Here is a 15,556-nt window from a genome sequence, read left to right as displayed (position 1 = left end):
CCGCCCTCCTCCTCCCTTTAGACTCTGCCCATGGCTAAAGAGAAGAGATGGCAGCTATTGCGCGATGAAACGAAAAGACAGTATGAACTGTTCGACGGCCTGACCCGGCGGCTTGTGGATAAATACAGCACATCCGGCAGACATATCCATTGTCACAAGGGGTGCCGCGAATGCTGCAATCTCGCCGTGAACAGCACCTATGTGGAGGCCCTGTGCGTGGCGGAAATCCTTACGGATGAGCAGATCTTCAGGGTCAAATCCCATGGGGAAAAACTTCTCAGACATGTGGGAGAGATCTCTGACCTGAAAGGGTATCTGAGGATGCAGCGCACGGTCATCGGTTTCTGTCCACTGCTTAATGGCGACGGTGCTTGCGGCGTCTATGGTAAGAGACCCTTCTCGTGCCGTTCGCTGCTGTCCACCATGGAAAGCAACTGGTGCGGAACGGATTTTTCCCTGCTCTCCCGGTCCGAAAAACAAGCCTTCATGGACAGCCTCGACCGGGAGGTTGTGGCGTTCCCCATGCATTACCTGGCGGCAAGCAGGGACCTGGGGGAGCAATTCGAGTCCCGCACCGCGCTGGTCATGGCGGAAGAATTCGGCTTCACCGTCACCGGAAACCTCCCCTTTCTCCTTTATCTGGAAACGGAGCACGGATTGGGAAACATCATGTGCCACGGCTACGACATAACCATGGACTTTCTGCACCAGGCCCGACTGTTCAATCCATTCCTTATTGCGGTGGATCATATTTAGAATGCAACTATCTGCTAGTCCGTTTCCAGAACGGCAGTCGATTGCCGCACGCCCGGCCGCCGATCCCGTTGAGGCGGTGCAGGAACGGCAGCAGGTGAGGGATTGGAAGGAGTAAGCTGTATCTGGGTTCCGGCTCCGGGAGGAGACGCAGGCACGGCAGCCGCAGGCGGAGCAGGCGAAGAAGCAGGTGGTGCCGCCGATTGGTCCTTCTGCTCCGGCCCCAGATTCAGGACCTTTGCCTTGGCGCGGTACCGGGCCGGGATTTCAACGGTGCTGTTGGTATAGTGGGTAACTCCCCGGGAATCCTTCCAGGTATAAATCTCCGCTTGGGCAGCGGAAGCAAATAGCACCAGTAAAAGCAGTACAGTTTTCACCATCTTTCCTTTTCCTCTCTCTTTCCGGCAACGGTGTTTTCGTCGTAAAATCTGCACATTAGAGATTTGCTCCCTTGACCATGAAGGCACTGAATACCGCCCAGCCGAGAACGGCAACGGTTGCCACGGCACAGGCCAAAGCAAGCAAGTGATGAAGCGCATTCTCCCGGCGCCGCTCCTCATAGCCAAGCAGCTTTCCCAGGGCAATGCCGCCGACAATGCCGCCACCGTGGCCCCAGTTGTTTATTCCGGGAAAAACGAAACCGAACAGCACCAGCCCCACCACCCACCCACTTACCTCGCGATAGACAGCCGCACCATAGGTCCCCCCCCGGCTTTTACCGAAATAGAGCAGTGACCCAATCAGGCCGCAGATTGCCGCCGAGGCGCCGATGGTAAAGGGTACCCCGGCAAGATAGGATACCCAGAATCCGCAGACACCCCCCAGGGTATAAATGGTGAACATGCGGCTGGGGCCGTATTCCTGGATCACCCACGGGGCAATCTGACGCAGGGCCATCAGGTTGAAGAAAATATGGAGAATGCCACCATGGAGGTAATTGGCTGAGACCAGCGACCAGAGCCGGCCAAGACGTTCGATGGGGAACGTGCCGGTTGCCCCCAGCAGCATAAGGGCAGTCTGGTCCGGTGACAGCAGATTGAGAGGGTTTGCCAAGATGCCCCGGGCGCCCAGAAGCAGCGAGAGGAGGTAAAACGCGATGTTGCCGGTGATAATGGCCTTGATCAGCCAGTCGCCGTCCAATGCGCCACGGGTCCAGGCGGAAATGCGCCAGACCCCTTTGGGGCGTGGCGTACCGCACCAGGAGCAGGAAGATTCGCTGCTGCCGATCAGCCGCCGGCATCGAGGGCAAAGCATGGCACGTTGTGACATTTCCACCTCGGAAAGGAATTTTTCCGCACTATAGCCCCATGGAAGCCCGAGGTCAAATGCTGATCGTCGTTTTTACGCAGCGCTGCTACAGCGACATGGCCGTGTCCTCCACGCAGACCAGCGATTCGAGAGCGTCCACGAGCCTGTTGTTGAAGGAATCCCTCATCTCCTGCCTGATGATGTTCAGTGAGATGTTGGGAGGCAGCGCCTTTCGGCCGGTACGGTCCATGGTCAGAGTGCAGTACAGATCGCAGAGGGAACACACCTGGGCGCTGCGGGGGATTTGCGCTCCCCTGAGGCCGTGTGGATAGCCGGTGCCGTTGTTACGCTCGTGGTGATAGCGAACGATATCCAGAGATATTTCGCTGAACCTGGTTTTCTCCTTCAGGTACCGATAGCCTTCCTCCGGGTGTTTCCTGAATTGGGCAAGTTCGGCCTCTGTCAGTTTTACCGACTTGTTCAGGATCTCCTGGGGAACGAAGATTTTGCCAAAATCGTGGAGCAGGGTGCCGATGCCCACATCTTCCAGTTCGTCACGGGCAATGAGATATAATTTGGCGTGGAGAAGGATGGAAAGGGCCGTCACCTGCAAACTGTGGATGAAGGTGTGGTAATTATATGACATGACCGTCTCCAGGGAGTGCAGGGCTTCCCGGTCCGACGAAAGATACAGCAGGAGGTTTTCCATCAACCGCCTGCTCCGGTCGAAGTCTTCCACCTTTTCCGGATGCTGAAAAAGATCACCCACATAGTTGATAGAAGTCTGGTAGATGATCTTTCCCTTGGTCTTGCCGTCGAATACGTCACTTTTCAGCAACCGCCCCGCATTGCTTTCCATGTATTCGGTCACGGCCTCCATGTCCGCCGATCGCACATAGAGACAAGCGACACTGTTGCCCATGAGCCGGGCGGCGTCTTCCAGATTGAAATTTCTTCCATGGCTTTTGTACAGCACATAATTATTGCCACTCTTGAGAAACAGGGCAATGTCAGGAAATATATCCGCTTCGATGCTCTCGATAGCTACCGGCACGTAATACTCGTTCATTTTCGTTCCTCCACCTCATGGGCTCTTGCACATAAGTCCGTTACATAACTTATCGGCAGGAGGAGTGCACAGCTCAAGCATTTGCGTCATTTTTCCTCGAATTCCACCACGTTGCCCGCGGGGGAGAAGGTACCCTTCCGCCGGTTTTCGCCACCGCTGAAGGCCAGATAGCCGTACTTGCCATAGTGGGTGATTTTCAGGGCATATTTGTCGGCGGCATCCCGGGAAAGGGGAAGAAATAGGGCGGCCGTTCTGTCCTCGGCGAGCGGATGACGGGTGACGACGAAAAGCAGGTCGTAAAAATCGCTGTAGCGGTCTCCGCCAAGGGTGAACTGCTTGGGCGCCGCACCTATACCGGCGGGAAATTCGAGGGGAAAATTCTTTTGCCGCGGCATTCCGCAAAAGAGCAAATCGTAGTCGGCAAGGCGGATGCCCGGCTTCTCCTCGGACACAACCGGTGCCGCCCCCTGCCCCAAGGATTGGAGAAGATCGCGGAGCGTCCCCTCCTCAGCCTGACAGGTGTCGGTAACCACGAGGGCGAGTTTCCCGGAGCCTTTGACCAGGTTCACCGTCGGCGGCAGCTCTTCCGGAGAGAGCACGCGGAAAACCTCTGCATCAGGATCCATAATGACACGGCGCGGTCGGCTGAGCAGGGAAATCCTGAATGGAGATGTTCTGCCGGAAAGGGGCACCTTCTCCAGGACCGACGCGTTTTTCCCCTCCACCCGCAGTGGCAGCGTCAGGTCATAAGGGCGCGAATTCTGCTGAACGATGTTTCCGGAGACCTGCCATCCCCTTCCTTTGCGCCTCAGGGTCACCCCCTCGAAGGAGAGATGCGGCCCCCCCGGCCGGACCAGCCACTGGGTCATGAATGGCGAGAGGTCCTTTCCGGCACGACGGGAAAATGCCTTGGCAAAATCACTCCAGGTGGCGGTTTTGAACAGTTTCTCCCTGAATACATCCTGCAGCGCCCCGAAGAAAGCCTTGTCGCCGATCCTGTTGCGCACCATGTGGAAAACCATGGCGGCCTTACCGTAGCCAACGGCACGGGAAGGGGCATCCACGCGCCCCATGAAGTGCCGCAGGGGAAAGTCCCGGTCGGGCTTCACCAGCGATGCATACTCACTCAACAGGCGCAGGCGGTAATCGAGGGCAGCGGCAGGAGATTTCTTCTCCTCAAGGAGATAGTCGGCCAGATAGGTGACAAGCCCCTCGGACCAATTTCCTTCCCGGTAGTCAACCCGCACGCCGTTGCCCCACCAGCAGTGGGCTATTTCATGGGGAAAGCTGGTATCGACGATGAAGGGCAGGCGGATGACCGTGCTCCCCAGGAGGGTGTAGGAGGGATAGCCGTAACCGGTGGGAAAGAAATTCTCCACGGCGGCAAATTTGTCGAATGGGTAGGGGCCGAAAAGCTTGCTGTACATGCCGATGTACTTGACTGCAGCATCCAGGTACGTTTTCGCAAGCCGTGCGTTCTGTGGATAGAGATATGTATAAATCGCCACCCCGTTCACCTGCCGTTCCCTGATATCATAGGGACCAGCTGACAGAGAAAGTTCCCCTGTCGGCCGCTTCTCCTCCCAAACTGAGCGGAAAACCTTCTTCCCGGTCTCACGCTCCAGGCGCTTGCCCGAAGTAACCGCTTCCATCCCCGCCGGGGCGGTAACCTTAACTTTGCGGTATTTGGGCAATACCTGGGGGTCCGGATACCAGCCGGCATCGCTGCCGAGGAACACTCCGGCGGGAGTTATGGAGCCGGTCACGCCATAGGTGGGGTCCTCGCTGCTGGCGGGATGCTCCGGCACCTGCTTTCCATAGGTTATGCGGTAGGCGATGCGGACCGTTGCCGGGGCATTTCCTCTTTCCTTCGGCAGGTCCACGGCAAGTGCACCGCCGGAAAAGGTATAGTGTACCCCCTTGCCTGCCACAGAAATACGGTCGATGGCAGCGGCTGAAGAGAGATTCAGAAAAACCCGTCCGGCAAAGGGAGCAAAGGTAACGAGGCTCTCTCCCTCCAGAAGATGCCGATCCGGTACCAGGTTCACCCTCAGTTCCTGGCGTTCAACCACCGGCAGGGGGTCGGCGGCCAGGGCGGGAAAGGTTGGCAGCAGGACCAGCAAAAGGATACGGACGATGAGAAGGGCAGCCTTCACGGAATCCTCCATCCATGTGATAACTACCGGTAAAGTATACCAAATATGCCCGCCTTCCATGCCTTGAACCGGCAATAAAAAAATTAATGCTCATATGGCTGTAGCCGATAAAGGAGAATAAGACCCCGAAATAAAGGACATAAAAATAACAGCCCATGAGCACCGACAACCTCTGGACCGAGAAATACCATGACTTTATCTGCTTACAGGGAGGTCATCCTCTCCTCCAAAAGTGACGACGAAGCGGCGATTCTTGCCATTTTCCGGGACGTCTTTGCCAGGGAAACCAATCCGTCCATTTCGCTGCTGAATATTTACAAAGAGCTCCCCATCTGCAACAACGCCACGATATTCGATTTCAGGGGGAAAAACGTCGAATTCAAGGCGACCCCCCTGCAGGTGGCAGCCATCGCCAACAGCACGGAAACCATCGTTCAGGCGCCTTTTTTCAACATGAGTGTCATAGGACGGCTGGTTTACCTGGACCTACCCCACCAACTGGTATGCCTGGGCAATTTTTCCTATGCCGAAGTATTGATCGACAAGCGAAACACGGTGCGCGTCAAGCTGAGGATTCCTCTCAACATCAACCTCCATGCAGACGACAAGACCGTTCCCGGCGTCGTCCGTGACATATCCCTCGGCGGGTGCAGTCTGACGACCCTTCTCGGCAGCAATCTGGAAACGGCGGAAGACCTGAGCCTGCACATCAAGATCATGCATGAGGGGAAGGTGGTGGAGATCGACGTGCCGGCAAAGATGGTACGGATCGGCCCCGGGCCGCCCCACGAGTGTGCCTTGACCTTTCAGCACACCTCCGAGTCAGAACGCATCCTCTCCGTCTTCATCTATCAGCGCCAGTTGGAGATAATCCGGGAACTGCGGGAGAAGAGCTAACATCTTGAGCGATTAGCCCAGCACCACATGCCAGGTTCATCACCCGGGGGCGCGGCAACTCGAGCCTAGCCAAACCTAGGAGCCGTAAACGCAGCCTGGGAACAGGCTGCCGGTTTTAGGCAGACGTCACCCTCCCTCTCTATACTTCAACCACAAGCCAACCTCATTCCCTTTGTCGTCCTCTCCCAATCGATTTCAGCCATGTGAATAGACCCTCGTTTCCTGTAGGCCGGGATTCCGGACATCCGGATCGTCGCTTCTCCAAAAGGGAAGCTGCGTCCTTGCCGGCCATTGTTAACGTTTCGCCAACGGTGTAAAATTATAATGATTTAATTTTAAAATTAATAAAATGGAACGGGCGCGGTGAACGGCAAAGATCCTGTCATGGCAAAGACACAAATAAAGGGATTGGCCAGGGTACTGCCGGCGGGCATCAGGGCACGGCTGTTCTTGCTCATCACCCTCGTACTCCTGCCCCAAGGGCTGCTTCTGACCTGGATCTACAACGATCGGTACAAAATGCGGCGGATGGAGGCGATGAAGACGGAATTGGAGGTGGCAAAGGGTGTAGCCATGGCATTTTCCGGATACGTGGAGGGTGTCTGGCGTGAAAACCACTCCATCGGAGAGTCAATAAACATGTTCTCGCCGCCGGTATTGCCCAAGGCCAGACGACTCCTGACGACTACCGCCTCCCATCATGCTTCCGTACGGAACTTCAATTGGGTGAGTCCACAGGGGAAGATTCTTGCTTCGAGCCAGCCGGGAATGGAGGGAAATGATCTTTCCCATCTACCTTGTTTCGCCAAAGTTGCCGCCGGGGCGGAATGGAGCATCTGCGATCTCAGCCGCAAAGGAATAAAAACTGTTGCACCGACATTCTTCATTGCCACCGCCTGCCGCGTCAAGGGCGTTCTTCGCGGGGTAATCGTAGCCACCATAGAGCCGGAACGGCTGGGCGAGCTGACCCTCACCCAGCAGCGGCTCGATAAGGGTGCCTACGCCATCTTCGACAGCCGGGGTTTTGTTGTCTACCACAGCACCTATCAGACCCTTCGCTGGAACTATCGGACAGAGTGGATGAAAGAAGACCCGATCCTGCAGATGGCGGTGAAAACGAAAAAGCCCCAGGTCGGCATTGCCGTACCGGTACTGCGCACGGGAGAATGGATTTCAGCACGAGTGCCCATGCAGGATATCGGCTGGTTTGTCGGTGCAGGAACCCCAGTCGAAGTGGCATTCACGCCGGTTCGGAAAGCCCTTTACCGGGAAATCGGCTTTTCCATTCCCGCGCTGGCACTGGCTTTTCTCCTGGCCTACGTGGTGGCCCGCACAATCGCTCTCCCCCTGCAGCGGCTGGAGAAGGCCACCCGGGGCATGGGGGACTCAACAGCAGAAGCACCCGATGATCCCCTAGCTCCACTGGAGGTCAGCCGGTTGCGCCGGGTCATCCTGGAGATGGCGGCTCACCTGCGCGCCGAGGAGAAGCGCTTTCGTCTCGCCCTGGAGAACATTCCCGACATGATCGTCATCTTCGGCCAGGATCTGCGCATCCGGTATGTGAACCCCGCCGCCGTCCGGGCCATCGGCCTGTCCGCTTCCCGGTTGATCGGGCAAGTGGATGAGGAGATATGGCCCGAGATGTATACCCGGTGGCGTCCGATCCTGAATAAGGCGCAGGAAACGGCAAGCGTGCAGCACCTGGAACTGGAAATCCCTGCCGGCGACGGTGGGAATCGATACCTGCACGTCACCTACGTGCCCCTGGTGGAAGAGGACGGCCGGGTCAAGGAGCTCATGGGCATCGTCCACGACTACACTGTTCGGAAGCAGGCGGAAGACGAGCTGAAGAGGACCCTTGAGGAGCTGCTCCGCTCCAACAGGGACTTGGAGCAGTTCGCCTATGTAGCGTCCCACGACCTGCAGGAACCGCTGCGGATGGTGGCCAGTTATGTCCAACTGCTGGACAAGCGCTATCGGGGGCAGCTGGACGAGAATGCTGACCGTTATATCGACTATGCGGCCGAAGGGGCAAAGCGGATGCAGACCCTGATCGAAGACCTGCTCTCCTATGGGCGCATCAATCGCGGGGAAAAATTCGAAGAGGTGAACCTAAACACAACAGTCATGGCGGTGACCACCGCCCTGGCCGCAACAATAGGCGAAAGCGGCACAACGGTGGAGGCAGACGACCTGCCGGTGGTCTGGGGGGACAGGACACAGCTTTTCATCCTCTTCCAGAACCTGATCGGCAACGCAATCAAGTACCGGCGCCAGGACGTAAAGCCGCTCGTCCGGGTTTCGGCACGGCACACGGCCGAGGCCTGGGTCGTATCCGTCCGGGACAACGGCATCGGCATAGAAGATCAATATTTCGACCGTATCTTCCAGATCTTCCAGCGCCTCCATACACGCGACGAGTATTCCGGCACAGGGATCGGTCTTGCCTCATGCAAAAGGATCGTAGAACGGCATGGCGGCAGGATATGGGTTGAATCGGCACCGGGGCAGGGATCAACCTTTTCCTTTACCGTACCGCACCTGCCGGAGGAAAGCAGGCGCCAACACGGAACAGCCGGGGAATGACTATGGACGGCAAGCATCCCAACCTTCTGCCCCGCGAGGATCATATGTCCGATCAAGACAGGAAAAGCACCGAGCAAAATGAGCTTGGCAAAAAATACAGCGATGCCTTGAACCATATCAACATCCTGATCCACTCCCAGCTTGACATCGACAGCATCATGAACAAAGTCGTGGTTGAGGTTGCACGGACCGTCGGTGCCGAATCGGCTGTTATTTTCCTGGAGGAGGACCACGGCTGGGTCGCCCGGTTCACGTACGGGATGCCAGAGGAGATGCTGAACAAGCGCCTGGCCGCGGAAGAGCTATCCTACTCGGCACTGGCAGTGCAACAGGGGAAGGCGGTCGTCATCAACGATCCCCTCCATGACGACCGGGTGAACAGTGAGCTGATCCACCGTTACGGCATCAACGCCATTCTCGACGTAGCCCTGAGCATCAGTAAAAAAATGGTGGGAAACATGTCCATCCACTACCACCGTCCGGAACGGAAATTCACCGACATGGAGGTTGACTTCGCCAATAAAGCCGCATCCACCATTACCCTTGCCCTGAAGAACGCCCTGCTGCTCAAGGACTATGCCCTGACCGAAAAAGCGCTCAAGGCCAACGAACAGAGGGTTCTGCAGACCCTCGACCGGCTCATGATCCTCGTGGGAGTTTCATCCCGGGTGCTGAGTGAAACCACCATCGAAGGCACCCTCAACCGAACTGTCGAAGGAGCCCTGGCGGTCACCGATGCGCGGATTGCAGCCTCGGGCCATGGCTACAAAATGGGAAGAATAACCTTGGGTGCCATAGCCCACGATGCCAAGATCTCCCCCTGCCCCACCGACGTCTCCTTCACCGTCGACCACGGCGGCGTTTACATGGAGCTCCTGGAAAAAGCGGGAACCATTCGCCTGACCCAGGAGGAGCTGGTCAATCATCCGCTGTGGTGGGGACTGCCGAAAGGGCATGCACCGCTTAACGGTCTGCTGGGTGCCAGACTGGAAGGAACAGGGAGGGAAGCAAACGGTCTGGTTCTCGTTTCCCACAAACGAAACGGGGAATTCGACGAAGAAGACGAAGTGATGCTTACCCAGCTCTGCCAGCTCGCTTCCCTGGCCATCAGACACATCGAGGCACGCAATGCCGTCGAAAAACATGCCGCCGAACTGGAAACCCTCAGCAAGCGGCTCCGGGAAAGCGAGGAAAGGTTCCGGGAGTTCTTCGTCAACGCCCCCATCGGCATGGCCATCATGGATGTCCATGGCAGATTTCACGCGGTAAACCGGGCCTACTGCAATATTTTCGGCTACGAAGAGATGGAGGTCCTGCATCCAGACTTCAATTTCATGCGCATAACCCACCCGGCCGATGTGGAGCGGAACGTCTCGGAGCTGAACCGGGTGCTGTCGGGTGAGGTGAACAGCCTTTTCATCGAAAAACGCAATATCCGCAAGGATGGCACCGTCGTCTGGGTGAGAGTCAGCGCTGCCGCCTGTCTTGACGAGGAAGAGCGGCCGGCGCGGGTCATTGCCATTGTCGAGGACATCCAGGACCGGAAAGAGGCCGAAGAAGCCCTGAAAATCTCCGAAGCCAACTATCGGACCATTTTCAACTCGGCCAACGACGGCCTCTTTGTCCAGTGCGCCCAATCGGGAGCCATTCTGGACGTGAACCAGAAAGTGCTGGAGCTGTATAAATACAGTTACGAGGAGGTCCTGCGACTGAACGTGGAGGATTTGAGCGTCGTTTCGGCTGGTTATACCCAGGAACGGGCCATGGAGGTGGGGCGTCGCGCCACAGCGGGAGAGCCGCAATTGGAGGAATGGCTGGCCCTGGCTAAGGACGGCACCCGTTTTTGGGTGGAGGTAAGCCTGAAAAAGGTGGTACTGGGGGGCAAGGACAGGCTTCTGGCGGTAGTACGGGATATTTCGGAGCGGAAAAGGGTTCTGGATGAGCTGGAACGGTCGAATCGTGAGCTGGAGCAGTTTGCCTACATCGCCTCCCACGACCTGCAGGAACCCCTGAGGATGGTCGCCGGATACGTGAAGCTTCTGGAACGAAAGTACAAGGGAAGGCTGGACGCCAAGGCGGAAACCTATATCAATTTTGCCGTCGATGGCGCCGCCCGGATGCAGAAGCTGATCGAAGGGCTGCTGGCCTACTCCCGCATTTCCCGCGGCATCAGCTTCGCACCCATTGATGCCGGCAAGCCCTTTGCTGCAGCCGTGGCAAATCTGGATGCGGTGATCCGGGAGAGCGGCGCCCGCATCGGCAGCGGCCCCCTTCCCGTCTTGGAGGGGGATGAAACACAGCTCATGCAGCTCTTCCAGAATCTGCTTTCCAACGGCATCAAGTATAGGAAAAGGGATGTCTCCCCGGAAATTCACGTTTCGGCCCGCAGGGATAATGACGAATGGCTGTTCGCGGTGCAGGATAACGGCATCGGCATTGAAAGGAAGTATTTCGAGCAGATTTTTCAGATATTCAGGAGGCTCCACGGCCAGGACGAGTATCAGGGAACCGGCATCGGTCTCGCCTCGTGCAAGAAGATCGTCGAGCGCCACGGCGGCAGGATTTGGGTGGAATCGGAGCCGGGGAAGGGATCGACATTCTGTTTCACGATTCCGGCCTTAAGGAGTTGATAGGAAGGACTAATTCGGGCTGTCGCAGGTGCTCCGCTGTTTTTCTATGAGCTCCCTGATGGTCGTCAATCCTCGATCCAGGTCAAGTGGTTTGGTAAGGTAGGCATCCATGCCGGCGGCATATCCTTTTTCCTCGTCCTCGCGGAAGGTATGGGCTGACATGGCAACGATGGGGATATGTTCTCCCTTTGCCTTCTCTCTCTGGCGGATGATGCGCGTCGCGGTCAGTCCGTCCATCCGCGGCATTTGCACATCCATCGTTATCAGGTCGTAGTATCCCTGCTCCCACATATTCACCGCATCGACTCCGGTCGGCGCCACATCGGAGTCGAAACCGACCAGGTCTAACAGGTTCTGCAACAGGTTGCTGGCGACAGGATCATCTTCGGCAATGAGGATCCGGGCTCGTCTGTCTCTCTCACATACCGCCATAATCAAACCTCGATCCGGAAAGTGGCGCCTCTCCCGGTGTTGGACGCGCTGATCCTGCCATTCATATTCTTTTCGATGATCGTTTTTGACATGAAAAGTCCGACACCGGTCCCCTTATCCGGCCCTTTGGTGGTGAAATAGGGATCGAAAATCCTGTTCAGGATTGCATCGTCGATCCCCCCCGCATTGTCCGTAATGCAGACAACCGTCCGCTCCCCTTCCGGGAACACCCGCACCGTAACGAGCCGAGGTTCACGGCATTCCCTCATGACGAAGGCATCCCTGGCATTGAGAAGAACATTGAGGAGAACCTGGGAGTATTCATTGGAGTAACCGGTAATGACAGGGTCTCCTGCGGCATCGATGCGAACGGTAATCTGATTTTGAGAGAATGTTCCTTCTATAAGGGAGAGCGTATTTCGAATAACATCGAGAACCCTGAATGGTGCCTTTTCCCGATCGCCCCTGAAGAAATTCCTGAAGTCGTCGATGGTCTTCGACATGTGCATGATGGTATCCATGGATCTACTGCAAAAATCATCCAGGAACTCGCCGTTCAAGCTGCCGGCACGGCTCAAGAGCTGCAGCTTCTGCACCATCAGCCCCAGGGCGTTCAGGGGCTGGCGCCACTGATGGGCGATGTTGCCGATCATTTCACCCATGGCGGCCTGCCGCCCCTGGTGCATGAGCAGTTGCTCACTTCGGCGCAGTTCCTCCGTGGTCTGCAAGCGCCGGACGATTTCCGCCTGCAGGGCCTGCTGGGCCGAAATCTGCTCCGAAAGGTCAGTCACCACCAGGGTCAGTCCCCGGCGTCCGTCCGCTTCCATGGCAGCGCAGGATACCAACACGGAGAGGGTCTCCCCGGTCCCGGTCACCATATCCAGGTCACGCTTTCTCCCCTCCCCGCACATCTCCATCAGGGATATGAAATCGGCGGCATCGGCAGGGGCAACGAAATCAATGAATGCCGAACCAATGACCTTCTCCAGCGGGGCCCTGAGCATGGTCGCCAGCACCCGGTTACAGTAGAGAATGGTGCCGTCGGGAGCAAGTGTGACGGCTCCCTCGTTCATTGACTCCACGAGAACCCGGTACGCAAAATCCGCACCTTCCAGGGTGTAGATTCTTTCTCCGCCGGGAGCTTTCACCACCAGGGCATCCACTTCGCCGCTATGGATGGCGCGGAGAATTTCCTCCGCTTCTTCAAGGCGCAGGCGCAATTCTTCGTTCTCTGCCAGGAGCTGCTCTTTTGTTTTTTTGGCCTTTGCCATGCCGGTTCCCATCCAGCTACTTTTTCCGGCGCACGTCGAGTCCCAGGAGAATCCGCTCCGTCTGGGACATGTCACCAATGAATTTCCGCAGCGGCGGCGGCAGCTCCTTCACCAGGGTGGGAGCCGCGACGATCTGCCCTTCCCGTGCAAAAATGGGCTGCTGGTAAATATCGACGATCTCAAGCTCGTATCGCCCCTTGAGATGCTCCTCGCATATCTTCCGCACGTTCTCGATGGCCCGACGGGAATTGGGCGTAGTTCCGGCGACGTAAAGGCGCAGGAGATATTTCCCCGTACTTGTCCGTTCCAGGGCCAGTTCGAAGTCCTTGAGGGCCTTGTCCGCAGGCTCGGCTGTGTCTTTTTTTCTCTTCCCCATCGCCTGCTCCGGATACTATAAAAGATATTTGCCGGCTTTACTTGAATGGCCGGATGTCCAGTCCGACCAGCACCTTCTCCGTATTGGACAGGTCACCGATGATTTTTTTCACCGGCTCGGGAAGTTTCCTCACCAGGGTCGGCAAAGCGAGTATCTGGTCCCCTTTGGCCAACTCCGGATGGACGAGCAGGTCGATGATTTCAATGCGATATTGCCCTGCCAGGTGCTCCTCGCAGATTTTCTTCAGATTGGCGAAGGCGGTCAGGCATTTAGGCGTCTGCCCTGCCACGTACAATCTAAGGATCCACTGTTCCCCATCTCCATTGTGAACCCTCTTTCCTTCTGCAGCGATCATCGCTTACGCCCTCCCCGACCTTGTTTCCCGCCGGCAGTCGTCGGCACCGCATCCGCCTGCCGCGCCCTGGCCATCTCCATGCTTTCCTTCATGACAACATCGTCACGGAGCCTTTCCTGGGCAACTGCTTGCTGCAATTCTTCCCGCTCCAGCTCATATTCCGTCTTCAGCGCAATAATCTGCGCATCCACCGTCTTTTTCTTCCGCTCCAGCTCACGCTGCTTGCGCTCGATCTCCTGGCGGTGCAGTGTACTTGCCGCCGCATCCCGGGCCTCCTGGGCTATTCGGGCCGTTCCAGTCAATACCCCTCCAGGTCCCACGTAAACGTCACGCAAGGCGATTCCTCGATCCGTAAGGAAGAATTCCCTGATCTGGTTGGAGTGGGCTATACCGCGGGCCTTGAGGATGTACAGGCCGCGGTTGCGCTCGCCGCTCCCTTCGATGTTCTGCAGCAGAAGCCATGCATCCATGAGCGACGACACCCCCACTTCGGTCTGTTCCAGAATCCCCCCCCCGGCTGAAGTCAAATCCGTGCAGAATGCGGTGATCCTTTTCAGTTTCAGGTAGTCGATCAGCCGGGAAAGCATGGCCTTGACCTCTTTTGGGGCGGCAGCGGTCACCAGGTTTGAGATGGGATCGACCACCACCACCGCCGGGTCGAATCGCTCCACTTCCTTATGCAAGGCGACCAGGTGCATCTCCAGTCCGTAGAGGGAAGGCCGGGTGTTGTGGAAGCGGAGCAGCCCCTTTTTCACCCACTGTTCCAGATCTATGCCGATGGAGCGCATATTGCGGATGATCTGGTTCTGGGATTCCTCGAAGGCAAAGTAAAGGCAGCGTTCCCCTCGACTGCAGGCCCCGTCCACGAAGTGGGCGGCCATGCTGCTCTTGCCGGTGCCCGCCGTACCGGAGACAAGGATACTGCTCCCCCGGAAATAACCTTCCCCGCCAAGCATTGTATCCAGGCGGGGGATGCCGGTGGATATACGCTCGGTGAAAGCGGGATGATCGAGGCCCAGCGAGGTGATCGGCATGACGGAAAAGCCCTGCTGGTCGATGAGGAAAGGATATTCATTGGTGCCGTGGGAAGAACCGCGGTACTTGATGATCCGCAGATGACGCGTGGCAATCTGGTCGGAAACGGTGTGGTTGAGGAAGATGACGCAATCGGCCACATACTCTTCCAGTCCGTAGCGGGTCAGGGTCCGTTCCCCCTGTTCACCGGTAATGATGGCTGTTACCCCTTTGCTTTTCAGGAACCTGAATAACCGCCGCAATTCCGCCCGCAGGATTGATTCGTTGGAAAAGCCAGAGAACAGCGCCTCCACGGTATCGAGCACGACCCGCTTGGCGCCGATGGAGTCGATGGCATGGCCGAGGCGGATGAAGAGGGCTTCCAGGTCGTATTCTCCCGTCTCCTCTATCTCACTCCGCTCGATGTAGACGTATTCCAGGACAAGCCGGTGCTGCGCAACCAAGCCCTCCAGGTCGAAGCCAAGGGAGGCATAGTTCTGCACCAGCTCGTCGGGCTTCTCCTCGAAGGACATGAAAACGCCCGGCTCACCGTAGTTCAGGGCACCACGCAGCAGAAATTCCATGGCCAGCAGGGTCTTGCCGCAGCCGGTACCGCCGCAGACCAAGGTCGGCCGCCCCTGGGGCAGGCCTCCTCCGGTTATTTCGTCCAGCCCCTTTATTCCGGTGGAACATTTCTTCAGAATCGGACCTTCAGTTTTGCCCCTTTTTGCTCTTCCCGTCACTCCCATTCTCCCTTCCGAGCTGTGTC

Annotated in this window: 13 protein-coding genes; 4 read left to right on the top strand and 9 right to left on the bottom strand. The window is 57.2% G+C overall.

Going from position 1 to position 15,556, the window contains the following annotated elements:
* Positions 1–30 precede the first annotated feature (30 nt).
* A complete protein-coding gene (locus ML541_RS16930; RefSeq protein ID WP_243374721.1) occupies positions 31–756 on the top strand; it encodes a YkgJ family cysteine cluster protein in 726 nt (241 codons plus the stop codon).
* A 14-nt stretch (positions 757–770) separates the two neighbouring features.
* On the opposite strand, the gene ML541_RS16925 is transcribed toward ML541_RS16930, so the two are convergent.
* The 4 genes from ML541_RS16925 to ML541_RS16910 form a co-directional block, all read right to left on the bottom strand.
* On the bottom strand, positions 771–1,133 hold the full coding sequence (locus ML541_RS16925) for a DUF4124 domain-containing protein (protein WP_243374720.1): 363 nt from the start codon (positions 1,131–1,133) through the stop codon (positions 771–773).
* Between the two features lie 55 nt (positions 1,134–1,188).
* Positions 1,189–2,022 carry a rhomboid family intramembrane serine protease gene (locus tag ML541_RS16920; RefSeq protein ID WP_243374719.1) on the bottom strand — a complete coding sequence of 278 codons (834 nt, stop codon included), beginning with the start codon at positions 2,020–2,022 and terminating at the stop codon, positions 1,189–1,191.
* Between the two features lie 85 nt (positions 2,023–2,107).
* Positions 2,108–3,070 (bottom strand): HD domain-containing phosphohydrolase, encoded by a 963-nt coding sequence (locus ML541_RS16915; RefSeq protein WP_243374718.1) that lies wholly within the window; start codon positions 3,068–3,070, stop codon positions 2,108–2,110.
* An 86-nt stretch (positions 3,071–3,156) separates the two neighbouring features.
* Entirely contained in the window at positions 3,157–5,226 is a 2,070-nt protein-coding gene (locus ML541_RS16910) for a M1 family aminopeptidase (protein ID WP_243374717.1), read from the bottom strand.
* A gap of 189 nt (positions 5,227–5,415) precedes the next feature.
* On the opposite strand from ML541_RS16910, the gene ML541_RS16905 reads away from it, so the two are divergent.
* The 3 genes from ML541_RS16905 (at position 5,416) to ML541_RS16895 (ending at position 11,339) form a co-directional block, all read left to right on the top strand.
* Complete coding sequence (locus ML541_RS16905) at positions 5,416–6,123, top strand: PilZ domain-containing protein (protein WP_243374714.1); 708 nt, start codon at positions 5,416–5,418, stop codon at positions 6,121–6,123.
* A gap of 384 nt (positions 6,124–6,507) precedes the next feature.
* Positions 6,508–8,709, top strand: a complete 2,202-nt coding sequence (locus tag ML541_RS16900; RefSeq protein WP_243374712.1) for an ATP-binding protein — start codon at positions 6,508–6,510, stop codon at positions 8,707–8,709.
* Between the two features lie 44 nt (positions 8,710–8,753).
* Positions 8,754–11,339 carry a PAS domain S-box protein gene (locus ML541_RS16895; RefSeq protein WP_243374710.1) on the top strand — a complete coding sequence of 862 codons (2,586 nt, stop codon included), beginning with the start codon at positions 8,754–8,756 and terminating at the stop codon, positions 11,337–11,339.
* A gap of 9 nt (positions 11,340–11,348) precedes the next feature.
* On the opposite strand, the gene ML541_RS16890 is transcribed toward ML541_RS16895, so the two are convergent.
* The 5 genes from ML541_RS16890 to kaiC are packed head-to-tail and all read right to left on the bottom strand — an operon-like array spanning position 11,349 to position 15,530.
* Positions 11,349–11,771: a response regulator gene (locus ML541_RS16890; protein ID WP_243374708.1), complete on the bottom strand. Its 423-nt coding sequence runs from the start codon at positions 11,769–11,771 to the stop codon at positions 11,349–11,351.
* Positions 11,772–11,773: 2 nt separating this feature from the next.
* Positions 11,774–13,042, bottom strand: coding sequence for an ATP-binding protein (locus tag ML541_RS16885; protein WP_243374707.1), 1,269 nt, complete (start codon positions 13,040–13,042; stop codon positions 11,774–11,776).
* Between the two features lie 16 nt (positions 13,043–13,058).
* On the bottom strand, positions 13,059–13,418 hold the full coding sequence (locus tag ML541_RS16880; protein WP_243374705.1) for a circadian clock KaiB family protein: 360 nt from the start codon (positions 13,416–13,418) through the stop codon (positions 13,059–13,061).
* Between the two features lie 37 nt (positions 13,419–13,455).
* On the bottom strand, positions 13,456–13,773 hold the full coding sequence (locus ML541_RS16875) for a circadian clock KaiB family protein (protein WP_243374703.1): 318 nt from the start codon (positions 13,771–13,773) through the stop codon (positions 13,456–13,458).
* Positions 13,770–15,530: a circadian clock protein KaiC gene (kaiC, locus tag ML541_RS16870; protein ID WP_243374702.1), complete on the bottom strand. Its 1,761-nt coding sequence runs from the start codon at positions 15,528–15,530 to the stop codon at positions 13,770–13,772. The genes ML541_RS16875 and kaiC overlap by 4 nt, the downstream gene beginning before the upstream one ends.
* Positions 15,531–15,556 lie beyond the last annotated feature (26 nt).

Origin of the sequence: Geotalea sp. SG265, from assembly GCF_022808985.1 — a bacterium.
Taxonomy (GTDB): Bacteria; Desulfobacterota; Desulfuromonadia; order Geobacterales; family Geobacteraceae; genus Geotalea.
The sequence above is the reverse complement of the archived record's forward strand: the minus strand, read 5'-3'. Positions and strand labels throughout refer to the sequence as shown.